13 protein-coding genes are annotated in these 24579 nt (G+C 61.8%); 7 read left to right on the plus strand and 6 right to left on the minus strand.

Annotated elements, in window-relative coordinates; genetic code table 11:
• Positions 1–168 precede the first annotated feature (168 nt).
• Positions 169–1440 (minus strand): enterobactin transporter EntS, encoded by a 1272-nt coding sequence (gene entS, locus IBT47_RS25935; RefSeq protein ID WP_200564035.1) that lies wholly within the window; start codon positions 1438–1440, stop codon positions 169–171.
• 175 nt (positions 1441–1615) lie between these two features.
• On the opposite strand from entS, the gene fepD reads away from it, so the two are divergent.
• From fepD to IBT47_RS25950, 3 genes are read left to right on the plus strand one after another with little or no spacing between them, the layout of a single operon-like run.
• Positions 1616–2650, plus strand: coding sequence for a Fe(3+)-siderophore ABC transporter permease (fepD, locus tag IBT47_RS25940; protein ID WP_200564037.1), 1035 nt, complete (start codon positions 1616–1618; stop codon positions 2648–2650).
• A 10-nt stretch (positions 2651–2660) separates the two neighbouring features.
• Positions 2661–3698 carry an iron-enterobactin ABC transporter permease gene (gene fepG, locus IBT47_RS25945; RefSeq protein WP_200564039.1) on the plus strand — a complete coding sequence of 346 codons (1038 nt, stop codon included), beginning with the start codon at positions 2661–2663 and terminating at the stop codon, positions 3696–3698.
• Entirely contained in the window at positions 3695–4519 is an 825-nt protein-coding gene (locus tag IBT47_RS25950; protein WP_200564041.1) for an ABC transporter ATP-binding protein, read from the plus strand. Before fepG ends, IBT47_RS25950 begins: the two co-directional genes overlap by 4 nt.
• A 79-nt stretch (positions 4520–4598) precedes the next feature.
• Here IBT47_RS25950 and IBT47_RS25955 read toward each other — a convergent pair whose 3' ends face one another.
• From IBT47_RS25955 to fes, 5 genes are all read right to left on the minus strand, one after another.
• Entirely contained in the window at positions 4599–5012 is a 414-nt protein-coding gene (locus IBT47_RS25955; RefSeq protein ID WP_200548026.1) for a type II toxin-antitoxin system HicB family antitoxin, read from the minus strand.
• Between the two features lie 38 nt (positions 5013–5050).
• The gene (locus tag IBT47_RS25960) at positions 5051–5281 is read right to left on the minus strand and encodes a type II toxin-antitoxin system HicA family toxin (protein WP_370569539.1); all 231 of its coding nucleotides are present in this window, start codon (positions 5279–5281) and stop codon (positions 5051–5053) included.
• Positions 5282–5646: 365 nt separating this feature from the next.
• On the minus strand, positions 5647–14184 hold the full coding sequence (locus IBT47_RS25965) for a non-ribosomal peptide synthetase (RefSeq protein WP_200564043.1): 8538 nt from the start codon (positions 14182–14184) through the stop codon (positions 5647–5649).
• 57 nt (positions 14185–14241) lie between these two features.
• On the minus strand, positions 14242–14454 hold the full coding sequence (locus IBT47_RS25970; RefSeq protein WP_105591534.1) for an MbtH family protein: 213 nt from the start codon (positions 14452–14454) through the stop codon (positions 14242–14244).
• Complete coding sequence (fes, locus tag IBT47_RS25975; protein ID WP_370569957.1) at positions 14447–15805, minus strand: enterochelin esterase; 1359 nt, start codon at positions 15803–15805, stop codon at positions 14447–14449. The genes IBT47_RS25970 and fes overlap by 8 nt, the downstream gene beginning before the upstream one ends.
• Before the next feature lie 370 nt (positions 15806–16175).
• Here fes and IBT47_RS25980 point away from each other — a divergent pair, with 370 nt between their 5' ends.
• The 4 genes from IBT47_RS25980 (at position 16176) to IBT47_RS25995 (ending at position 24396) form a co-directional block, all read left to right on the plus strand.
• Positions 16176–18299: a TonB-dependent siderophore receptor gene (locus IBT47_RS25980; RefSeq protein ID WP_234472118.1), complete on the plus strand. Its 2124-nt coding sequence runs from the start codon at positions 16176–16178 to the stop codon at positions 18297–18299.
• 461 nt (positions 18300–18760) lie between these two features.
• On the plus strand, positions 18761–20956 hold the full coding sequence (locus IBT47_RS25985; protein ID WP_200564047.1) for a TonB-dependent siderophore receptor: 2196 nt from the start codon (positions 18761–18763) through the stop codon (positions 20954–20956).
• A gap of 145 nt (positions 20957–21101) precedes the next feature.
• Entirely contained in the window at positions 21102–22127 is a 1026-nt protein-coding gene (locus tag IBT47_RS25990) for a C45 family peptidase (RefSeq protein ID WP_200564049.1), read from the plus strand.
• A gap of 250 nt (positions 22128–22377) precedes the next feature.
• Entirely contained in the window at positions 22378–24396 is a 2019-nt protein-coding gene (locus IBT47_RS25995; protein WP_200564051.1) for a sigma-54-dependent Fis family transcriptional regulator, read from the plus strand.
• Positions 24397–24579 lie beyond the last annotated feature (183 nt).

Genomic DNA, 24579 nt, shown 5'->3' on the forward strand with positions numbered 1-24579 from the left:
CGATTTTACGTCTTACTGAAAACATCTTGTTCAACCGGGTGCGTCCATATAGGCCGCAGCTAAGCCCACAGGGATGTGTTAACGGCGACCCGGCGTTATTCCCCATTACGGTCGCCCGGTCACCGACTTCCCGCGCCGTAAAAGCAACGCCGGACTTTTGCCACCACATCACCCCGCTATTGGCTCCGACTTCTCGCAGGATTCCGCTTCATCCGGCTCGCTCAACGAACAGCGCCGCAGAGTTTTCACCGACGCCGCCAGCAACAGCGCCACGCCCGCCGCCGTTGCGCCAAACGCAAACACGCTCATCAACGGTGCCAGCACCCGGCCCAGCACGCCCAGACCCAGCGCACCGATCGAGTCTCCGCACACGTCCTGCGCCGTCCCCAGACTGTTAACCCGGCCCAGCAGCGCGTCCGGCGTATGATGCTGAATCAACATATATTGCAGCAGCGAAGCAATCGCATTGCAGTAACCGTAAACCACCAGCGCCAGCAGGGCAGGCAGCATATGACCGTACAGCCCCAGCGAGGCAATCGCGGCGAAAGCGCAGGTGGCACTCACTAGCATCACCACCCCGGGGCGCGCGCTGCGCGGCACCCAGCCGCTGGTCAGTGCGCCGATCATCGCGCCCAGCGGCACCGCCGAATACATCAAACCAATCGCCGAGGCATCCGCCTGGTAGCTCTCCGCCAGCGCAGGGAACAGCACCCGCACCGCACCGACGATGCTGATCAGCAGGCCCAGCAGCACCACGGAACCCACGACCTTCTGCCGACAGACAAACTGCACGCCGCTGACCAGCGCGCGCAGGGGATGCTCGGGCTCGCTCGGTTCCGGCTTCATCTGCGGCAGGCGAACCAGCGGGATCAGCGTCGCCAGCGTGCCGATGGCCGCCACGGCAAACGCCCAGCCCACGCCACCGGCGACGATAATCACCCCGCCAATCGCCGGGGAGAGAATCGCCCCCAGACGTACGGTGATCATGCTTAACGCCCCGGCCGCGCCGAGGTTCTCGCGGCCCACCAGCAGCGGGATCACTGCCATCAGAGCGGTCATGCCCAGCGCGCCGAAAAAGCCGTCCCACGCCGCCAGCACATACAGCGCCCACAGCGAGGGGGCCGGGCTGAAGGCATTCAGGCTCAGCGCCACGAAGCCCAGCCCGCAGGTGCCGCGTGCAAACAGAATCAGCTTACGGCGGTCCAGCCGGTCGGCCAGAATGCCGCCGAGCATTAAGCCAATAAACATGCCCACGCCGTCCAGCGCCACCGCCACGCCCACCAGCAGGGTGGAACCGGTCATTGCCTGGATCTGAATCGGTACGCCCACCGCCAGCATACCCAGCGAGAAAACGGAGAGCATACGGGCGCAGAAAATGGCGCGGAAGTGAGCGTTGTGCTTGAGCAAACTGAAATCGAGGAGAATAGATGACTTAGCCATAGTGTCCATGAGGTTCGAAATGAGCCATTACCTGATGGGCGGATGGCCTCCGTCCGGTCAGGCGCGATGGATGCCGATTTTTTTCTGGCGGGCAGCATGGTAACATAATTAGTTAATAACATTAATGATAATAATAATCATATTCATTTCTAAAATTAAGAGAGGATTGTCAGGGATGTCGCTCCACCGTTCTCAGCCCGCCACGCCGCCGCAGCCGGTGGATGCGCGCTATGCTGCCCGCCTGAGCGGTGTGGCAATCTGCCTGGCGCTACTGCTGCTGGTTTCCCTTGCCAGCCTGATGATTGGCGCACGATCGATCGCCCCCTCGGTGGTCTGGCAGAGCCTGTTTGGCCAGATGCAGGGGCCGGACAGCACGATTATCTTTAACGCCCGGCTGCCGCGTACACTTGCCGGGCTGCTGGTCGGGCTGGCGCTCGGCGGAGCTGGCGCGGTGATTCAGGCGCTGACCCGCAACCCGCTGGCCGACCCCGGCATCCTCGGCGTGAACTCCGGTGCCAGCTTTGCCATGGCCGTCGGCATTACCCTGTTCGGGGTGAACAGCATGGCGGGCTGGCTGGGCTTTGCCTGGGGCGGCGCGCTGGCGGCCAGTATTGCCGTCTGGCTGATTGGCACCCTGAGCGGTGGCCGGGTGAATCCGATCCGCCTGACGCTGGCGGGCGTGGCGCTCAGCGCGGTGCTCGGTGGCTTTACTTCCTCGCTTTCCTTGCTGAACCCGCAAACCTTCGATCAGATGCGCTTCTGGCAGGCCGGCACGCTGGACATCCGCGATCTGCATAACCTGGCGGTGGTCGCGCCCGCCATTCTCGGCGGTGCCGCGCTGGCGCTGGTGGCATCGCGTTCGCTGAACAACCTCAGTATGGGGGAAGATCTGGCGGCGGCGCTGGGCACTAAAGTGGTCGCCATTCGCCTGCTGGCGCTGCTGGCGGTGATGCTGCTTTGCGGATCGGCCACCGCGCTGGTCGGCCCGATCGGCTTTGTCGGGCTGATGGTGCCGCACGTCGCCCGCTGGTGGGTAGGATCGGACCAGCGCTGGATACTGATTTACTCTTTTCTAATGGCTCCGATCCTGCTGCTGACGGCGGATATTGCGGGCAGACTGATGGTGCAGGGCGAGCTGCGGGTATCGATCGTTACCGCGCTGATTGGCGCGCCGGTGCTGATCTGGCTCGTTCGCCAGCGTAATAATTAAGGACCGCGATATGCACTCCCGAACGCTACTGATTGGCCGCGCCAGCGGCTGGATAAACCTGCGGCTCAGCGCCCGCGTACTGTGGGTCAATGTGGCGCTGCTGTTGCTGGCGACGGTGCTGGCGCTGTTTGCGCTCTGCTACGGCACGCTGCGGATTTCCCCCGGCCAGGTGTGGCAGGCGCTGCTCGGCGACGGTCCGGCCGGATTTCAGACCGTGGTTAACCAGTGGCGCGCGCCGCGCGTGGTGATGGCGCTGGTGCTCGGTGCCGGGCTGGGCGTCAGCGGTGCCATCTTCCAGTCCGCCATCCGCAACCCGCTCGGCAGCCCGGACGTGGTCGGCTTTAACGCCGGTGCGTTCACCGGTGCGCTGATTGTTATCATTCTGCTTAACGGCAGCTACTACCAGATTGCCGGTGGCGCGCTGCTCGGAGGTATCGCCGCCGCTGCGCTGGTCTATCTGCTGGCCTGGCGGCAGGGGATTGTCGGCTTTCGGCTGATTATCGTCGGTATCGGCATTGGCGCGGTGCTGTCGGCGCTGAACAGCTGGCTGATTATCAGCGCCTCGCTGGAAAGCGCAATGAGCGCCGCCCTGTGGGGAGCCGGTTCGCTCAACGGCATTACCTGGAGCAAAGGCCAGCCCGCGCTGGTGTTGGTGCCGCTGACGATTATCGCCACGCTGCTGCTGGGCCGCCGCCTGCAGCTGATGGAAATGGGCGATGACAGCGCCCGCGCGCTGGGCATCAACGCCGAATCAAGCCGTCTGTGGCTGATGCTCGGCGGCATTATTCTTACCGCCGTCGCCACCGCGACCGCCGGGCCGATTGCTTTTATCGCACTGGCTGCACCGCAGATTGCCCGCCGCATGACGGCCGCCAGCGCGATGCCGCTGTTTTCCGCCGCGACCACCGGTGCGGTGCTGCTGCTGCTGGCCGATGTTATCGCCCAGCACGCCTTCAACGGGATACAACTGCCGGTCGGTGCTGTTACCGTCAGCATCGGCGGCCTGTATCTGATCTGGCTACTTATCAGGGAATCTCGTCGCTCATGACCGATACGCTTTTATCCTCCCGCCTTGCGGCGGCCGACTTAACGCTGGCCTACGATCAGAAGGTGATTGCCAGCCAGCTCAGCGTGCAGATACCGGATCGCAAATTTACGGTAATTATCGGCCCCAACGCTTGCGGAAAGTCGACGCTGCTGCGGGCGCTGTGCCGCCTGCTGAAGCCGCGCAGCGGTCAGGTGCTGCTCGACGGCAGTGATATCCACCAGATGGGCACCAAACCCCTGGCGCGGCAGCTGGGTCTGCTGCCGCAGCATGCGATTGTGCCGGAAGGGATCAGCGTGGCCGATCTGGTGGCGCGCGGGCGCTATCCGCACCAGACGCTGCTAAAACAGTGGAGCGAAGCGGACCGCCAGGCGGTGGATGCCGCCATGCAGGCGACCAACGTCAGCGAGCTGGCGCAGCGCAGCGTTGATGAGCTTTCCGGCGGTCAGCGCCAGCGGGTGTGGGTGGCGATGGTGCTGGCCCAGCAAACGCCGCTATTACTGCTGGACGAACCAACCACCTGGCTGGATATCGCTCATCAGATTGAGCTGCTGGATCTGTTCCGCCAGCTCAATCAGGAGCACGGCCACACCATGGTTGCGGTGCTGCACGATCTGAACCAGGCCTGCCGCTACGCCGATCATCTGATCGTGATGAAGCAGGGGGAGATTATCGCCCAGGGCGAGCCCGCCGAGATTATCAGCAGCGATCTGGTGCAGCAGGTGTTCGGCATGGAGAGCGTGATTATCGACGATCCGGTGTCGCATACGCCGATGATTGTTCCCTGCGGGCGATACCATCAGGCGCAGGTGGCTGGGGAGTAGATGCGACTGCGCAGTTAAGAACGGTAATCCCCGGCGGGTGCCGGGGAGATCGGATTGCTTTTTATCTGTGGGGGGAGGGTTAGCTGACCCTGCGGAGCTCATTGCGTGTAGCCGCTGCAATAAACGCACTGCGGCTGCCGTACTCCGGTGTGTTCATCACCGCGCGATCGATCTGATGCAGTAAACGATGGGGCAGAGTAATGTTAATTCGCTCCGCACGGCCATCGAACTGATCCATGTTGACATTAATCACCGCCCACTGACCGCCGGTATATTCGGCTGCGTTAGCGATAATATGCTCTTGCATCGGTTTAGGAGCGGGGATTTTCAACTCATTTTCTACCAGCGCTTCGAAGTGCGCTCGAATTGCGCTTGCTGCATCCGCATAGGCTTCATCGATATCTTTGCCGGCGAAAATACAGCCGTCAACATCGGGAAACCACCCGCTTGCCGTACCGTCAGTATCAATTTCTATAAATGCCGGGTATAGCATTTTCTGTTCCCATTTATCGTTTGAAATTTTAAACCAAGTCATTCAATCCCCGCTTTTTTCAGTACCTGTCGGACGGTGCCGATTTTCAGGTCTTTATTAGGATGGGGGACAGTGACTAAGTTAGCTGAATCTGGATGTTTAAAGGTGTGATGACTGCCAGTGATCCTTACCCGTGACCATCCATGATCTTTTAACAGTTTTATCAGTTCCGAACTCTTCAAGGCGTTCCACTCGCTCACTGATTTTCTAAAAATACACACCATACACATTATTTACAACATGATTGCGTGCGTTGTGTATTGATTTACGGCTCAGCTCTCACCTTTCTGCAAAATTTCTGAAAATGGATTGTAGGAAAATGATGATTGAGTCGTTCTTTCGGCAACATACAACATCATTTAAGCGTCTGGGAATTAGGATAAGATAACTGCGTAACCTTTCGCAAAATGGAACCACAGTTCCCCGGAATCGTTGAGTTGATGCATACATAACCTACCTGGCTGAACATAGGTAATCTGTTCTCACAAATAAAAAAATCCACGCGGTTGCGTGGATTTTTCAGGTTTAAATAACTTCAATGAGATTCAATAAAACCTCATCAACCCACCAACCTCATTCAGCCTCAAACCAGCCTTCACCCCACATTCCTACGCGCAGCAATCACCGTATTCAGCAGCGGGCCAAGTTCTACCAGCGACTCCGGCGACAGGATATCCATATGCTCGCAGGGCAGGCGGTGGATCGCCAGCTCGCGCAGGTACGGTGCCCAGCAGGCCGCTACGTCCATGCCTTCCGGCAGCGTTTTGCTGGCGACGAACAGCGTGGCTTCGCCGTCGAACCGATCGCTGGTGGCCGCGGACAGTCTTAGCACCGCATCGCGGTAGTTCGCCACGATGCTGCGGAACATCGCCGCTTTCTCCGCCTGTAGCAGCGGGTCGCTGTCGTCGATGTTGGCGGCCATAAACTCAGCCTCCTCCCGCGCCACTTCCGCTCGGGTTTCCTCTTCCGACGGCGGCGTCCAGTCCTGGCCTTCCGGCGGGTAGGTATCCAGCAGGCCGAGGAACGCGACCTCTTCGCCCTGCTGTTGCAGGCGCGCCGCCATGCCGTGGGCGAGGGTGCCGCCCAGCGAGTAGCCGAGCAGATGGTACGGCCCCTGCGGCTGCACGCTGCGGATCGTCGCAAGATGGCGATCGCACATTTCATCGATGCTGTCGCAGTTGGCAATCACCCCGTCCGGGCGCGGCGACTGCAGGCCGACAATCGGGAAGTCACCGTCGATGTAGCGCATCATCCCCGCATACTGCCAGGCGAAGCCGGAAGCGGGGTGGATGCAGAACAGCGCGGGGCCGCTGCCGCTGCGGAACGGCAGGCATTCACCGTTGGCGCGGCTTTCCGCACCGTCCGCGCTGCCGTCGTCCAGCAGGCGCGCCATTTTCTCCACGCTGCGGGCGGCCATAATCTGACCGATCGACAGCGGGCTGCGGGTGCGGCGTTTCAGCTCTGCCGCCAGGCGCATTGCAAGCAGCGAGTGGCCGCCGAGCGCGAAGAAGTCATCATCGGCATGAATTTCATCGCGATCCAGCAGACGGGCGAACAGATCCGCGAGCAGTCGCTCGTGCTCCGTTTCCGGCCGCCGTCCACCGGATCGCGGGGCCTGCGGCAGCGGCAGGGCCTTACGGTCCAGCTTGCCGTTGGCGCTGAGCGGGAAGTTATCGGTAAACACATAGCTGACCGGCAGCATATGGGCGGGCAGTCGTTCCGCCAGCTGCTGATGCAGTCGCTCGCTGTCCGGCTGCGCGCCGGGCTCGGCAATCAGCCAGGCTACCAGCTGCCGCGCATCGGCACCGCCGGTGCTCTGGCCGCCAAGCTCGCGGGCGGCAACCACCGCCTGCGCCACGCCCGGGAGGGCCAGCAGTGCCTGTTCGATTTCACCCAGCTCGATGCGCTGGCCGCGGATCTTCAGCTGATCGTCGCTGCGGCCAAGGTATTCCACCGCGCCGTTATCCAGCCAGCGGGCGATATCGCCGGTGCGGTACATACGTTCACCTGCGGCAAACGGATCGGCGACAAAGCGCTGGGCGGTGAGGTCGGCGCGGTGCAGGTAGCCGTCGGCCAGCTGTACGCCGCTCAGGTAGAGATCGCCCGCCACGCCCACCGGCACCGGCCGCAGCAGGGCATCGAGAATGCGCAGCTCGGTGTTCCATACCGGATAGCCGATCGGCACCCCGGCCCCCTGACAGGCGGCCAGCGCATCGCCGGAAGCCGGATACCAGCTGACATCGACGGCGGCTTCGGTCGGGCCGTACAGATTGTGCAGCGGTGCGGTAACCCGTGACTGATAGTCGTTCGCCAGATCGCAGGAGAGCGCCTCGCCGCTGCAAAATACCCGGCGCAGCGTGCGGCAGTGCGGGGCATCCGTACCGCTTTCCAGCGTGGCGGTCCAAGCGGCCAGCATCGACGGCACGAAGTGCAGGGTGGTGACGCCGTAATCGTTGATTAAGCGGGTCAGCGCGTCCGGGTCGCGATGCGCATCAGGCGGTGCCATCAGCAGCTGCGCCCCGGTCATCAGCGGCCAGAAGAACTCCCACACCGACACGTCAAAGCTGCACGGCGTTTTCTGTAGCACCACGTCATCCGCCGCCAGCGGGTAAGCATCCTGCATCCACCACAGGCGGTTAACGATCGCCTGATGCCCGACCACCACGCCTTTCGGCCGCCCGGTAGAGCCGGAGGTATACAGCACGTAGGCCGGGCTGTCCGCGCGGGCCGCAGGCAGCGAATGCTGCGGTTCGGCCTCGTCGGCCAGCCGGTCGAAGGTCAGCAGCGTGCCCAGTGCGGCGAAGCGGGATGCCAGCGTGCTTTCGGTGATGGTTAACGCCGGACGGGCATCTTCTACCATATAGCTCAGGCGATCGTCCGGGTAGCCGGTATCCAGCGGCAGCCAGGCCGCGCCGACCTGCACAATCGCGGTCAACGCCAGGCTCAGGCGCACCGAGCGCGGCAGCGCCACGGCGACCACATCCCCCGGCTTAACGCCAGCGGCAATCAGGCGATCCGCCAGCAGTCGTGCCTGCACATTCATCTGGCGATAGGTCAGACGATGCTCAACGTCCAGCAGCGCCAGCGCGTCCGGCGTGCGGGTAACCTGGCGCGCAATGGCCTGCTGGAGGGTATCGGCGGCGATCGGATGCGCGGTAGCGTTGATCTTCGCTATCAGCGCCTGTTCATCCGGCGTTTGCAGTGCCCAGCGTGCCAGCGGGCGATCCGGTTCGGCCACCAGCTGTTCAATCAGCATCAGCAGGCAATCGGCCAGGCGCTGCGGATGGCTGACCGCATCGCGATACTCCATCAGCAGCTGTAAGCGTTCGCCCGGCAGCACCAGCAGCGTCAGCGGATAGTGGGTGTAGCCCCGGTTGCCAATTGCCTCACAGCGCAGCCCCTCATGCGGGCGGTGCAGATCGCCGTTATCCGGGTAGTTTTCCACCACCAGCAGGGTATCGAACAGCGTTCCGCTGCCCGCCAGCTGCTGTAGTTCGCCCAGACCGAGATCGTCGTGCTCAATCAGCTGGATCTGCTGCGCCTGATGTTCGGCCAGCTGGGCCAGCAGCGGGCGCTGTGCGTCAAATCGCATGCGTACCGGCAGGGTGTTGCTGAACAGGCCGACGTGCTGCTGCTGGCCTTCAATCTGACCAAAACGGCCGGAAACCGGGGAGCCAAACACCACGTCCTGATGCCCGCTTTCAATAGCCAGCAGCATGCCCCATATCCCCTGCATCACGCTGTTCAGCGTCAGGCCGCGCTGACGGCACAGCGCCAGCAGGCCCTGCTCCAGTTCGGGCTTCAGCAGCAGCCGTCGCTCGTGTACCTCGCCCGCAGGGGCGTCAGCGCCGAACAGCAGGGTGGGGCGTACGTCCTGTAAAACCGACTGCCAGATCTGGCGCGATGCGGCGGCATCCCGCGCGGCCAGCTGCCGGACGATGTCGACATAGCTGGCCCGGTGCGGCGTCAGCGCCTGCGGCCCGTTATACAGCGCGGTCAGCAGATCGGTCAGAATCACCGGCGTGGACCAGCCGTCCACCACCAGGTGATGCGCGTTCAGCAGCAGGGTGGATCGCGGCGTATCGCCGTGGCGCACCAGCACCGCGTGCAGCATGGCGGGCTGGCTGAACAGATCGCGCGCCAGCTCGATTTTCTCCAGCGCCAGCAGCGCAGCGTCTTCCTCTTCCGGCGTCATCTCCGGCAACTGATGGCTGTCCAGCTGCCAGCAGCTCTGCTGCGGTTCAATCACCGGGATCAGCTGTAGCGGCTGAAGGGCCAGCTCGCTGTCGAAGCGTGCCGCCAGCTGAGGATGATGGCGCACCACGGCGTTCAGCGCCGCGCGCAGACGGTCTTCATCCAGAGGGCCGCTGAAGTTCAGGCGAGTCAGCGAGTTGTAGCTGCCGCTGTCACCGGCGGTCTGGGCGTGGAACAGCAGCCCTTTTTGCAGCGGCAGCAGCGGCAGGATTGCCGCCAGCGGGCCGTGGCGTTTTGCCAGCGCCAGCACATCCGGCTGCTCTACGCCGTCCAGCGCCACTTCGGCCGCCACCAGCGTATCCGCCGCCTGCTGCGGATAGCGGCTGGCGAAGCGGCCCAGCGCGTCGGCGGCATCGGCGATGGCGCGGTGCAGGGCGTCGATATCCTGCTCGCTGAAGACCTCGCGCAGCCAGCCCCAGTTGATCGCCAGCTGCGGTTCGGCAGACTGCTCATCAACGAAGATATTGACCTCCAGCGCGTGCAGCTGCGGCATCTGCGGGTCCTGCCAGACGGCAAAGGCATCGCGGAAGCGCTGGCGGGTGCGCTGCGGGGTCCACAGCGCGCTGCCGCTGCTGAAGCGGCCAAGATAGTTAAACAGCACTTCCGGAGCGTGCCGCTGCGCCAGTTCACGCAGCTGCGGGCCATGATCGTCGCTCAGCCAGCACAGCTGCCCGAAGCCGATACCGCGATCCTTCACCGCACGCATCACGCTTTTCACCGAGCGGACGGCATCGCGCAGGTTACCGGTGTCGCCCTCGTTCAGCGAGATCAGCAGCGGATATTCGGCGGTCAGCCAGCCGACGGTGCGGGCCAGATCGCTGTCGCCCTCCAGCTCCGCGCGGCCGTGCGATTCCAGGGTGTAGCGCAGTTCGCTGGCCTCAAAGCAGCCAATCAGCGCCAGCGACAGCGCGGAGAGCAGCATCTCTTCGGTGCTGGCGCGATACTGCTGCGGCAGCGTGGTCAGCAAGGCACGCGTCTGGCTGGCGCTGAGCAGGGTGCGTTTCTCCTTCAGCTCGCCGTGGCGATCGCGGCCGGTCAGCGCGCGCTGGCCGAGCAGCGGCACCGGCGATTGCAGCATGCTCTGCCAGAACGGCAGTTCGGCGGCGCGTGCCGGGGTGGTGCTCTTCAGGACGGCGGACCAGTCGTGCAGCGAGGTCTCTTCCGCTATCAGCTGCGGTTGCTGACCGGCCATTACCGCCTCAGCGGCCTGGCGCAGCTCGTCGAGCAGTACGCGCCACGACACGCCATCGACCACCAGATGGTGGATCACCAGCACCAGCCCGAAGGTCTGCTGATGCTGCTGTAGCAGCACGGCCTGCATCATCACGCCGCTGGCCAGATCGAGGCGCTGAACGGCATCGGTATAGGCGTCTTCCGCGCAGGCTTCCACTGCCTGATAGATCGGCGCGGTCTGCACCCAGCCGCTGAAACCGGCAGGCTGCGGTTCACCGACCACCAGCTTTTCGTCGCGGGTAAAGGCAGCGAGCGCGGGATGCGCCCCTGCCAGCGCACGCAGCGCCTGCTCCAGCTGCTGCGGCTGAAGCTCCGCAGGCACCTGTAGCCACACGCCGTGGGCAAAGCGCTGATTGATGCCGCCGTGCGCGGCAAAGGAGTGCAGGATCGGCAGGCCGTCAATCACACCCTGCTGCGCCACGCGCTGCGCTTTCACCACGGTCGACAGCGGCTCCATGCTGTGCGCCATGCGGGCGGCGGTGCGCTGGGTGAAGATATCGCGCGGGCGCAGCAAATATCCGGCGCGGCGCGCGGCGGTGCTCAGCCCCATCGCGGAAATACTGTCGCCGCCGAGCGAGAAGAAATCATCATCGGCCCCGGTGCGCTCCATCCCCAACAGTTCAGCCACGGCCTGGCAGATCAACGTTTCCTGTTCGGTCTGCGGCTCACGACCCGGCTTAAACACCGCCTGCTGCGGGGCAGGCAGCGCCTGGCGGTCGATCTTCCCGTTAACGTTGAGCGGCAGGTCGGCCATCACCACCAGCACCGCCGGGACCATATAGTCCGGCAGCGTTACCGCCAGCTGTGCCAGCAGGTGCGCGGAGAGATTTTCATCGGCGCGCAGACTGTCGTCCTGTACCGAGCAGTAGCCGATCAGGCGATGGGTGGCCCCGATAGGCTGGGCGATCACCACGGCGGTGCTGACTTCGGCCAGCGCCACCAGCGCGTTTTCCACTTCGCCCAGCTCCACGCGGAAGCCGCGCACCTTGATCTGGTGATCGACGCGGCCAATAAACGCCAGCTGCCCGTCGCTGCGCCAGCGCATCAGATCGCCGCTGCGGTACATCACCTCGCCGTCGAGGAACGGGTTAGCCACGAAGCGAGCGGCGGTCAGGTCCGGGCGGCGCAGGTAGCCACGGGCGATGCCGGTGCCGGAAATGTACAGCTCGCCCACGCTGCCGACCGGTACCTGGTGCAGCTGGTTATCCAGTAGCCAGACGCGGGTATTGCCTACCGGGCGGCCAATCACCGGCTGGCCGGAGGCCATCACGCTGGCACCCAGCGTATCAATGGTGTATTCGGATGGGCCGTAGTAGTTGTGGATCTCGACTTCCGGGTGTTGCTGCATCAGCTTCCACAGCGTTGGGGTAGCCGCTTCACCGCCGATCATCACAAACGCCGGGCGATGGCTTTCCGGCTCAAACAGCCCGCTGTCGATCATCTGGCTGAAGAAGGACGGGGTGATATCCAGCAGATCCACCGGCACCTGCTTCATTTTTTCCAGCAGCGCCCAGGCATCGCGGCGTAGCTCTTCGTCGAAGATCGCCAGCTCGCAGCCCATGATCATGCAGAAAACCGGCTCCCACGAGGAGTCAAACGAGAACGAAGCGGTGTGTCCGGCGCGCATGCGGCGCGGCTGCGTGCGGTGGAACTTGTCGATCGCCGGGCCAAACAGGTTGCTCTGGTGTGACAGGAACAGGTTGAGCAGCCCCTGATGGGTGCTCATCACGCCTTTTGGCCGCCCGGTGGAGCCGGAGGTGTAAATCATATAGGCCAGATGCTCGCCGCGCTGGGCTTCACGGCGCTCGTCGTTGCGCACCGCCTCGCCCGGTTGCGCCGCGCAGGCCGCCAGCAGATCGATATCGTCGATGCAGAGGTGGGGCAGCGGCGGCATCTGCGCCAGGGTGCCGGTGTGGGTTAACAGCAGCTTCGGCTGCGCGTCGTCGCACATCAGCGTCAGGCGGTCGCGCGGGTAGTCGAGGTCCAGCGGCATATAAGCCGCGCCGCTGGCCAGCACGCCGAAGATCGCCACCAGCGAGTCAACGGAGCGAGGAATGCCGATCGCCACCACGTCTTCCGCCCCCAGACCACGGGCAATCAGCTCACGCGCCAGCTGCATGGCGCGGGCGGAGAGTTCACCGTAGGTCAGGCTGACCGCGCCGCAGGTGACGGCAACCGCATCGGGCTGCTGCGCCACGCGTTTTTGCAGCATCGCGAGGATCGATACCTCGCCGGGCTGCGGCGCAACGCGGATGCCGCGTGACCAGCCGTCAATCTGCTGCTGCTCGCGCTCACCGATAAGCGACAGCGCGGCCAGCGGCAACGCGGGGTTTTCAGCCAGCTGGCGGGCAACGTGGGCGATACGCTCGCCATGCCATTGCAGCATCTGGCGGTCATATTTCTCCGCGCTGGCGACCAGCGTCAGCTGGAGTTCGCCCTGCTGGAAGCCGACTTCAAATTCGATGTCGTCCACCGGCCCCATCGCCAGCGTATGGCTGACCGCCGCAATGCCGTCGAAGCTCAGCGAATCGTGATACACCTTCAGGTTGATCACCGGACCGTACAGCGGCTTGCTGCTGCCCACCAGGCCCAGATCGCGGCGCAGCTGCTCGGCTTCATAGCGCTGGTGGCGGCGAACCTGCTTAATTTCCCCCTGCAGGGCGAGGCTGACATCCGCCAGCGTCATCTCTGGCTGGAGTTTAAGCAGCAGCGGCAGTACGTTGACCACCGGTCCGGTGGTGGCAAGGGCGGCAGAGCCCATGCGGCGCATAAACGGGAAGCCAACGCTGAGGTGATATTCCCCGCTGATGCGCGCCAGCCAGCTGACCAGCAGTGCGCTGGTCAGTTCGGCGGGCGTCAGGCTGGCGGTCTGCGGTTGCTGACTGAAGGCGGTAAACAGGTCGGCGGGCAGGGTGACCGGCTGTTTGAGCGGGCCGGAAGCGTCGGCACCGCTGAACGACTCGTTTGACAGGGTTATCGCCGCCGGGAAATCGGCGCAGTGCTGCTGCCAGAACAGCGCCGAGCGCTCATATGCCGGAGAGTGCGGATAGTCGAGGTATTCGGTTACCACCTCACCGAAGGGAATAAACGGCGAAGCCGCAGGCGTTTCCTGCGCCCGCAGCGCGCGGTAAATCTCGGCAACGCGCCGCGTCAGCGCCTCAAAGCTGAACCCGTCCACCAGCAGATGGTGATAGCGCTGATACCACAGCCAGCCGCCGTCTCCGATACGCATCATCACCTGCCGGTACAGCGGACGCTCGCCGTCGGCAGCGAGGTCAGCGGCCAGATCGTCCTGCATCAGCGCCTGCGCCGCCTGGCGCGGGTCGGCGTGCTGGCTGAAGTCAATCCACTCAACCGGCTGTACCTGCTGCGCGGTACTGCGCAGCGGCAGGGTTTGCACCGGCGTGCCGTCCGCCGCCAGGCCAAAACGGGCCTGCACGGTATCGGCCTCCGCCATCGTCTGGCGGATGGCGCGATCCAGCGCGTGGCGATCGATATCGCCGTGCAGTTCACTGTAGTGCGCGACGGTGAAGGTGTTGCTGCGGTGGGCGATCTGGTCAGCAATCCAGATCCCCGGCTGCGCGGCGACCAGCGGATAATCGGCAAAGTCTGCCAGTACTTCGGGGGCAATATGAGTCTCGGACACGGTGACGATTCCTGTCAGCAAAACAAAAAAAGGGTGGAACGCGGCGTGCAGGCTCGATCAGCCTGCCTGTTTCAGCGCCGCCGGGCGCATATCCTGCCAGTGCGCTTCGATGTAGCTGATGCAGTCGGCGCGGCTGTCCGGCCCGGCCACGGTCTGCCAGCCGGGCGGCACGTCGGCAAAGGCGGGCCACAGGCTGTACTGCTGCTGTGCATTCAGCAGCACCAGAAAACTCAGGCTTTCATCGTCAAACGGGTTCTGTTGTTCAGTCATGGTGGGTTCCTGTTTCGGCAGGGTGTTGAGGATCGGCGAAATCGGCCAGCAGCCAGCGCAGGCCGTCAATCAGCCCGCCGCGCCAGCACAGCGAATCGTGGCCGCCGGAGAAGATGCGGAAGAAGGTGCGGTGCCCGGCGGCGACCAGCGCTTCGTGCATCTGTTCGCTGAGCGGCGCCATATCGCCTTCGCGGTTGCCGGCTTCCATAAAGATGGTCAGTCGACTGGCGGGAAGATCGCGCTGAATCAGCTGCGCGGTCAGCCAGCCCATTTCACGCTGCTTCAGCTCGCCAAAGCTGCGGATCAGCTGCATATTCGGCCACCAGAACGAGCCGGACTGGCTGAGCACGCGGCCAAAGCGGTGCGGGCGGTGCAGCCCGGCATAGGTCGCCGCCAGCCCGCCGTAGCTCTGGCCGGTGACCACGGTGCGGTCGGCCTCTTCGCTGAACGGCGTGCGGCCGCGCGCCAGCGGCAGCAGTTCTTCTTCTACTGCCTGCCAGAAGGCGGGGTTGCACGGCAGCTCTTTCTCGCGCCATTCCATATTAATGACGTCAATAAACAGCCAGGCCGCCGCCGGGAAATGATTGCTCTCGGTTTCGCTGTCCAGCGCGCTGAACAGCGGGCTGCCTTCCGCCCAGTTCTGGCCGTCGAGGACGATCACCAGCGGGCGGGTTTCCGGCGTGGCGGTCTGCCCGGTGGTGTAAAGCCAGATGCGGCGTTCATTGCCCAGCAGATCGCTTTGCCAGGTGAACTGTTGCAGGCGACCGGCGTCCGCCAGCGGCGTATGGCCGGAGTCCAGCAGATGCCATGAAGACTGATCCGGCGCGCCCGGCATATGGGCGGCGGAGAGGGGATGATGGCGGCTGTTAAAGTGCGGCGCGCTGTGGTTCAGCGGATCGGAAATGGCAAACGGGAACAGCGATATCCACCACTCGCGCTGCTGGCGGGCGCGGGTTTCCGCATCGCTACTGAACGCGGGAGGCAGCTGCGCAGCGCCCACCGGGATCAGGCTGTAGCTGCCGCGCCACTGCGGATCGATCTCGGTTGACCAGTGCCAGACATCGGTGCCCGGCACGCGATGCAGGCTCTGCGGCTGCGGGCTGTGGTGGTCGGTGACGCAATTAATATCGGCATATACCTGACGCACCGGAGACTGCGATTCATCACCGGCGGGATCGCGCCAGAAGTAGCTCATTTTGACCCGCTCAGCGGAATACTCTTCCACCAGCGGCGTGCCGATATGCGCCAGCTCCTGCCACCAGGCCTCTTCGCCAACGTTTTCCATTGCTAGCAATGCTGCTGCACTTCCGTACGGCTGGCGTGAGGGGCGTGGCCACATCTTTTTCGTCACGGATGTTTTCCTTTGGTTACATTATGTTACTTAAAATTAATCTTTCTAAGTACGCTTAGATTAAACAACGCTAATGCAAATATTATTGAGAACAATTTGCATTTGCAATAAGATGCCGCCCAACTTTCCAGGGGATGACGGTAAGTTACGTAGAGATAACGGTTTTCTCCTGGAAGGAGTGTGGAAAAGTACCGTCAGTCGCAGTGGCAAACGGGCTTTCTTTCTTCGTCGCGCTTATCAATTTTGCTGACAGCCGCGGCTTTATGGGGATTCCCCTGAAAAGTTGTTCCGGACGAGAGAACTGAACATGTTTAAAAAGATTATAAAACAGGCAGGACCAGGCCTGGCAATACACTCTGAAAAACCTTCCATGCGTTTTTTACTGGCTTCTTCTCTGTTAATGCTGCCGCTGGCCCATGCTGCCGCAGAGGACACCATTACGGTGACCGCAGAGAGCCGTGAAAGCGTCACATCCCCCCTGAAAGGCGTGGTGGCGAAAGAGAGCGCCGCCGGGACCAAGACCGGTACGCCTCTGAGCAAAACTCCGCAATCGATTTCGGTGGTCACCCGCGAGCAGATGGACGACCAGGCGTTTGAGTCGGTGGCCGATGCGCTGAGCTACACCAGCGGCGTGGTGACTAACTATCGCGGTAACTCTAACCGCAACGACGAAGTGATCAGCCGCGGCTTCCGCTATGCGCCGAAGCTGCTGGACGGGCTGCACTCCGGCCTTTCCAGCTCCAGCGGTGGAGCAGGGCAGATCGACCCGTGGCTGTTAGAGCGCGTTGAGATGGTCCACGGCCCGGCGGGCGTGCTGTACGGCCAGGTCAGCCCAGGCGGCCTGCTGATGATGACCAGCAAGCGCCCGACGGCGGAAAGCATTCACGAAGTGAAGCTCAGCACCGGTAACCATCACCTGGGCGAAGCGGCATTTGATTTCGGCGGTAAGCTGAACGATGACAACACGCTGTTCTACCGCCTGAACGGCATCGCCAGCACCAAAAATGAAACGGTGAAGCACAATAAACAGCAGCGCTGGGCGATTGCGCCAGCGATCACCTGGCTGCCGAATGCCGATACCAGCTTCACCCTGCTGACCAGCTACCAGAACGATCCGAAAGCCGGGTCGCGCAACTTCCTGCCGATGGCGGGCACGCTGAAAGAAACCAGCGTCGGCTACCTGCCGTATGATTTCAACATCAACGACCAGAGCTACTACGGCAACAAGCGTGAGCAGGCCTCCATTGGTTACGAGCTGGATCACAACTTCAACGAAGCGCTCTCCTTCCAGCAGAACCTGCGCTACACCCACCGTGATGAAGACTATAAATATATGGTCTACACCACCAGTTCCAGCGTGAACGACCACACCATCAACCGCCGCCCGCAGCAGGAAACGGCGATGACCAATGAGTTCGGCGTGGATAACCATCTGAAGGGCGTGTTCGATACCGGCGAAGTCAGCCATACCGTGCTCGGCGGCCTGGATTACCGCTGGAGCCGCGTGGCCAGCACGCTGTCGCGCCATACCTCTGATAAGTACCAGCTCGACTGGGCCAACCCGACCAGCGTTGAGGTGAACAATGCCGATATTGCGCTGACCACCAGCAGCGTTAAGCAGCTGCACCAGGTTGGGCTGTACCTGCAGGATCAGCTGGAGTGGGATAACTGGAACCTGGTGCTGTCCGGCCGTAACGACTGGTCGCAGACCCGCACCATCAACCGCATCAGCGGATCGGACGTCACCCAGAACGACAGTAAGCTGACCGGCCGCGCGGGCCTGCTGTACGCCTTTGATAACGGCCTGTCGCCGTATATCAGCTACAGCACCTCGTTTGAACCGAACCTGAGTACCGGCGCGCCGGGCACCGATCCGTTTAAGCCAACCACCGGCGAACAGACGGAAGTCGGGCTGAAGTTCCAGCCGGTCGGCAGCGATACGGTGATGACCGTTTCCTGGTTCGACATCAATCAGAAGAACATCACCTCCTATAACAGTACCACCGGCTACAACGAGCAGATCGGTAAGGTTAATTCGCAGGGTGTGGAAACGGAAATTCACGCGCAGCCGATCCCGGAAGTGAAACTGATCGCTGCCTATACCTACACCGATGCGGTGACCAAAGAAACCTATACCGCTTCGCAGCTGGGCCATACACCTGCCAGTATTCCGCGCCACGCGGCATCGGCCTGGGGCAGCTACAGCTTCCTGAACGGTCCGCTGAGCGGTTTCACCGTTGGCGCGGGCGTGCGTTACGTGGGTGATGCACCTGCGGACTCAACCGGCACCGACGAAGTACCGCACTACACCCTGTACGATGCGATGGTGAAGTACGAGCTGGGCCACGCCGTCTCTTCGCTGGAAGGCACCACCGTACAGCTGAATGTGCAGAACCTGACCGACGAACGCTATGTTGCCTCGTGCAGCAATACCGAAGCCTGCTTCTACGGCACCGACCGTACCGTAGTGGCCTCGGTGAACTACCGCTGGTAAAGCACGCCGGAAAGTCGCTCCGCCAGCTCTGCCGGAAACCTTTTCGTCAATGTTTCCGGCCATATTTTCACAAAATGTCCGGGAAATATCCGGCGAACGGTCAGCCTTGCTGAGCCTTCGCCAGCGGACTATTGAATCATCCCTTTGCCACCCATTCGGGTGGCATTTTTTTTACTGTCGGATTTATTTTTGATCGTTTCCTGCGCGATTTGACCATTATTGCTGCAAATGATAATGGCATTGAGAATTATTTCCATTTGCAATAATATGCACCGCAGCTTTTGCATGGAAATCGCTAACTCGATATGCAGTAAGGGTTTTCATGCCATCGCCATAACAAGAACCACAGCCGAATACGGCTGATGAGATCTGTGATAGCGGCCAGGATACTTTTTTTAACGATAAGTTCCCGGCCGGACTGGTGTTTTTTTGGCAAGCAGTTCCTGAATGGATGAAGAGATATGTTCAGTACCGTAAAAAAACAAGCAAGACCAGGCTTTGCAGTACGTTCCGATAAACACACAATGCGTCTTTTACTCGCCTCCAGCCTGCTGGTGGTGCCGATGGCCCACTCCGCGACCGCCACGGAAAATACGCTGACCGTGACGGCCCAGGCTCAGGAGAGCGTAACGGCACCATTAAAAGGCGTGGTGGCAAAAGAGAGCACCGCCGGGACCAAAACCGATACCCCACTGCGCAAAACTCCGCAGTCAATCTCAGTCGTCACCCGCGATCAGATGGACCAGCAGGAACCGGCCTCGGTTGCTGAAGCACTGTCCTACACCAGCGGCGTGGTCACCGATTATCGCGGTAACTCTAACCGTAATGATGAAGTGATCAGCCGTGGCTTCCGCTACGCGCCGAAGCTGCTCGACGGTCTGCACTTTGGGCTTTCCAGCCAGAACGGAGGAGCGGGTCAGCTTGACCCGTGGCTGCTGGAGCGCGTGGAGATGGTTCACGGCCCGGCAGGCGTGCTGTACGGCCAGGTCAGCCCCGGCGGCGTGGTGGTGATGACCAGCAAGCGCCCGACCGCGCAGGAGATCCGCGAAGTTAAGCTGAGCACTGGTAACCGTCATCTGGCGGAAGCGGCGTTTGACTTCGGCGGTAAGCTGAACGACGACAACACGCTGTTCTATCGTCTGAACGGCATCGGCAGCACCAAACACGAATTCGTGAAGGACAACAAGCAGGAGCGCGTGGCCATTGCCCCGGCGCTGACCTGGCTGCCAAACGAAGACACCAGCTTCACTCTGTTAACCAGCTACCAGAACGATCCGAAAGCCGGTTCACGTAACTTCCTGCCGCGCGCGGGTACGCTGTACTCCACCAGCGTTGGTTACGTGCCTTACGACTTCAACGTCAGCGAATCGAACTACGATAAGTCGAAGCGCGAACAGGCCTCAATCGGCTATAACCTCGACCATAACTTCAACGATGCCGTGTCGTTCACCCAGAACCTGCGCTTCACTCACCGCGATGAAGATTACAAGTATCTGGTGTACAACGTCGTTGCCCCGGCCAATGACCACACCCTGACCCGCATGGCGCAGCACGAGTCGCAGCTGACCAACGAATTCGGTGTGGATAACCAGCTGAAAGGCGTGTTCGATACCGGTGCGGTGAAACATACCGTTCTGGGCGGGCTGGACTACCGCTACAGCCATATCAATTCGAAGATGTATCGCGACCGCAACAGCGACTATCCGATCGACTGGGCCAATCCGAGCCATACCGATATTGATGCCAGCAAGCTGTCGCTGGTCTCCAGCGATCAGAAAACCCTGAACCAGGTGGGCGTTTACGTTCAGGACCAGCTGGAGTGGAACGACTGGAACCTGCTGCTTTCCGGCCGCCACGACTGGTCGCAGGTCAATACGCGCGACAACACCTCCGGCGGGTCTGAAGTCAGCTACAACGACAATCAGTTCACCGGGCGTGCGGGCCTGCTGTACGCCTTCGACAACGGTATTTCACCGTACGTCAGCTACAGCACCTCGTTTGAACCGACGCTGTATCAGGGTGAACCGGGTAGCCCGGCGATGAAGCCAACCACCGGCAAACAGACCGAAGTGGGCGTGAAGTATCAGATCCCGGACAGCAATACTTTACTGACGCTTTCCTGGTTCGATATCACCCAGAAGAACGTGGCCTCGTTTAACCGCACCACTTACTTCTACGATCAGATCGGTAAAGTGAAATCTCAGGGTGTGGAAGCGGAGGTTCACGCGCAGCCAACCCCGGAAATTGCGCTGATTGCGGCGTATTCCTACACCGATGTGGAAACTAAAGACTCGCCAACCGCCGCTGAAATCGGCCACAGCCCGGCGGCGATCCCGCGTCATGCTGCATCGGCCTGGGGCACCTACAGCTTCCAGCAGGGCGTGCTGAATGGCTTCACCGTGGGCACCGGTGTGCGCTACATCGGCACCGCGCCGGGTGATGCGACCGGTGAATACTATGTTCCGCACTACACGCTGTACGATGCAATGATGAAATATGACCTCGGTCAGGCAACGTCATCTCTGCGCGGTACTACCCTGCAGCTGAACGTGCAGAACCTCAGCGATAAGAAATACGTTTCCTCATGCAGCGGCGAAGATGCCTGCTTCTACGGCGTGGGTCGTACGATTATCGCCTCGGTTGATTACCGCTGGTAAGCCGCTGCCCTGAAGCATAAGGGTCGCTGTACGGCACCCTCGGCCGCTGTCTGTGTTGCAGACAGCGGCTTTTTTATTGCGAGTGCGGTTGGTATGCTCAGCCGAATTCAGTAGATTGATGCATCACTCAATAAAAGAAAACGGCATGAAACATATTACCCTTAGCGGCGACAACTATCAGATTGGCTATCAGCTTGGTGAACTGGGCAGGGATGCTTACCTGCGCGAAGTGCGTGCCACCGCGCTGTGGAGCCACACCAGCGCGCTGAAAAACAGCGATCGAGTGCAGGCCATGCAGCAGCAGGTGCAGCAGCATTTTCCTCTGCTGTGGCAGGAACTCCGTGGCCTGGCGGACGGTTTGCAGGCACCCTTAGATGAGGTGTTTGCCTGGAACTGTCGCGGCGACCTGCTGCCGTCAACCTCCGACGGCTGCACCACCGTAACCGGTTTTACCGACGCGGGCGAAGTGCTGATTGCGCACAACGAAGACGGTTTCCCGCAGCTGCGGGAAGACTGCGGTATCGTCACCGTTCGGCCGCAGCAGGGGCTGGCGTTTACCAGCTTCTTCTATCCCGGCTCAATCTGCGGCCACACCGTGGCGGTTAACGAGCGCGGGCTGGTCAATACGGTAAACAATATTCGCGCATCCGAACGCCCGCTGGGGTTGCCACGGCAGATTCTGGCGCGTGCGGCGCTGGATGCGGCCACGATCGATGAAGCCGTCGCAATCCTCACTTCGCAGCCGCGCGGTGGAGCGTTCCATCACAGTCTGGCGCAGTGCGGCGATGCGCGCATTGTCAGCGTAGAAGCCACCGGCACGGCGCAGCATGTGCAGATTAACTCTCGCCGCTACGGCCATGCGAACCATCTGATCCACCCGGAAATGTCAGCGGTGGCGCAAACCATCACCGGCAGCTCCGCCAGCCGACAGCAGCGCCTCCAGCAGTGGCTGACAGAAAGCGAAGAGCAGCCGTTAAATCCGGCCCAGGCCCTGACCATCCTCAATGACAACCAGCACGCTGACCTGCCGATTCTTCGGCTGGACCCGGCCGATCCGGATGAAGAAAACACCCTGGCGACGGCGATTTTCGTTATCGGCGCAAGTCAGGTTAACTGGACGCTGTTTACCGACGATCGCCAGTACGCATGTCTCTCAGGTCAGCAGCCCTGAAGTCAGCACAGAACCCGTATCAGCTCTCTTTTTGAGCAAATAAATCGGCCGCGTTTTGCGGCCGATCACAGATTGCCGCCTGATGCGGTGAAAAACTCTCCCCGGGCATTAATCTGATAAAAAATCACTGCTTATCCGTGACGGTTGGCCCGCCCCCGGGCCTGCCTCGCCGTCGCAATTCAGTGTATGATATCGGTCGCTTCAGCAGCGGTTATCCCCGGCCGTCTGTGCCGCTACAGGAGAAACATCCGTGAATCAGAGCCAGCGCGAACATATTGCCACGGTGATGGCCAGTATCAGCAACAGCGCAACGTCGTTGCCTGCCAGGCCGCACGACAGGGCGATCCGCGACTCCTGGCAGCGCTGCGTGGAACATCACGGGCTCGATCCCAGCCGTATGCAGGAGGCCCGTATTCTTCCGTGGCACGAGCTGCGGGAGTACCGTCAGGAGATGGAAGAGTTTCGCCATATTGCCCACCACGGTCTGACGGTGCTGTATAAGCAGATTGCCGCTGCGGGATACGTGCTGCTGCTGACCGACGCGCGCGGCGTTACCGTCGATTACCTGGGGGATGCCGATGCGGAGATCAGCCTGCGGCGGGCGGGCCTGTTCCTCGGTGCGCAGTGGACTGAAGCCTGTGCCGGAACCTGCGCCGTCGGCACCGCGCTGGCGACCGGCAAGGCGCTGACCGTGCATCAGGCTGACCATTTTGATGCCACCCATATTCCGCTGACCTGCACCGCCGTACCGCTGTTCGATCCGCAGGGGCAACTGAACGCAATCCTCGATATTTCGGCGCTCAGTTCGCCGCAGCCTAAATCCAGCCAGCAGCTGGCACTGCAAATCGCCAAGCTTTACGCCCATCAGATCGAGAATGCCTGGTTTGAACATCGCCACCGCAACGACTGGGTGCTGAAGCTCAGCCCGGCGTCGCCGTTTGTCGAGGTCAGCCCGGATTTCCTGATTGCGTTCGATGCTGGTGGAAACGTGGTAGGGCATAACCATCGCGCCCAGCGCATGCTGGAAAAAGAGCTGGGGATTGAAGCACCGCCGCCGCACAGCAAAAGCGCCCTGCTGGGGATGCCAATTGAGCAGCTGTTTAACACCTCGATTGACAGCCTGCCGGACTGGCTTGCCAGCGCCAACGGGCGGCAGGGCACGCTGGAACGCGCGCGCAGCGGAGAAAAGCTGTTTGTCACCGCCGTGCAGCCCATCCGCTGCCCGCCGCGCCGCCCGAGCAACCCGGATGCGATACCCGCTCCGCTGGCGGCTCTCAACGGCGGTGATGCCGTGCTGCAACAGCAGTTACAGCGCGCCTCGCGGCTGCTACAGGCTTCGTTGCATCTGGTGATCCACGGGGAAACCGGCAGCGGCAAAGAGTACTTCGCCCGCGCGTTTCATCAGGCCAGCGACCGTCGCGAGCGGCCGTTTGTGGCGGTGAACTGTGCGGCTATTCCGCCGACGCTGATTGAAAGCGAACTGTTTGGTCATCTGCCTGGCAGTTTCTCCGGCGCGGGCAGCAAGGGGCGGCGCGGTCTGATTCAGGAGGCCGACGGCGGTACGCTGTTCCTGGATGAAATCGGTGATATGCCGCTGGAGATGCAGACCCGCCTGCTGCGGGTGCTGGCCGAGCAGGAGGTGCTGCCAGTGGGTGCAACCCGGCCGGTGCCGGTGGATGTGCGGGTGATTTCGGCTTCGCATCACGCGCTGGATCGGCTGGTGGCCGAGGGGCGTTTCCGTACCGATCTGTTTTACCGTTTACAGGGGGCGCGAATCACTCTGCCGCCGCTGCGCCAGCGTAGCGATCTCGACTGGTTAATCGATAAGCTGCTGGCGGGAAGGGTAGAGATGAGTGCGGCTGCACGTCGGCGTTTGCATTCGCATAGCTGGCCCGGCAATTTACGCGAGCTGAATAATGCGCTGGATTATGCCGCGGCGGTGTGCGACGGCGGTCGTATTGAGGCCGGGGATTTGCCGGAGGGGCTGACAACCGCTGCTGCATCATTACAGGTGGCGGCGGGGTTGCCTCAATCTTCTGGTGATATCGATATTGAATCTTTGTCGCATTCTGCCGTTGTGCCATTAGCGCCGACGCAGGCCGCTTTTGCCGATGCGGCTTTGCCGCCTGAAGCGCAGCTGCTGGTGCAGTATTTGCGTGCGGCGCGCTGGAATCATAGTGCGGTGGCGCGGCAGATGGGGATCAGTCGTATGACGCTTTATCGCCGGATGCAGCGGTTTGGGATTCAGTCGCCGGTGAATGAGGGGTGAGATCATTCTTGGTGACTTGGTGACCTGATGACTGCGCTGACGGGGGGCTGCCACGACTGGCGGGTCCTCGCGCCACGCGTGGCGTGGTGCCCTCACTGCGTTCGTCAGCCTGTCGGACCGGCTCAGACGGCGCATCCGTGTGCCGACCGAGCCTTGCGCCCGCGTCCTGCGGGCTTATCCTGG

The sequence above is a fragment of the Erwinia sp. S43 genome (assembly GCF_016624745.1).
Lineage (GTDB): Bacteria > Pseudomonadota > Gammaproteobacteria > Enterobacterales > Enterobacteriaceae > Erwinia > Erwinia coffeiphila.

Coding starts and splice junctions, on each gene's coding strand:
- fepD (WP_200564037.1), top strand. CDS start 1,616: ATGTCGCTCCACCGTTCTCAGCCCGCCACGCCGCCGCAGCCGGTGGAT.
- fepG (WP_200564039.1), top strand. CDS start 2,661: ATGCACTCCCGAACGCTACTGATTGGCCGCGCCAGCGGCTGGATAAAC.
- entS (WP_200564035.1), bottom strand. CDS start 1,440: ATGGCTAAGTCATCTATTCTCCTCGATTTCAGTTTGCTCAAGCACAAC.
- IBT47_RS25950 (WP_200564041.1), top strand. CDS start 3,695: ATGACCGATACGCTTTTATCCTCCCGCCTTGCGGCGGCCGACTTAACG.
- IBT47_RS25955 (WP_200548026.1), bottom strand. CDS start 5,012: ATGCTATACCCGGCATTTATAGAAATTGATACTGACGGTACGGCAAGC.
- IBT47_RS25970 (WP_105591534.1), bottom strand. CDS start 14,454: ATGACTGAACAACAGAACCCGTTTGACGATGAAAGCCTGAGTTTTCTG.
- IBT47_RS25985 (WP_200564047.1), top strand. CDS start 18,761: ATGTTCAGTACCGTAAAAAAACAAGCAAGACCAGGCTTTGCAGTACGT.
- IBT47_RS25960 (WP_370569539.1), bottom strand. CDS start 5,281: ATGTGTATGGTGTGTATTTTTAGAAAATCAGTGAGCGAGTGGAACGCC.
- IBT47_RS25990 (WP_200564049.1), top strand. CDS start 21,102: ATGAAACATATTACCCTTAGCGGCGACAACTATCAGATTGGCTATCAG.
- IBT47_RS25980 (WP_234472118.1), top strand. CDS start 16,176: ATGCGTTTTTTACTGGCTTCTTCTCTGTTAATGCTGCCGCTGGCCCAT.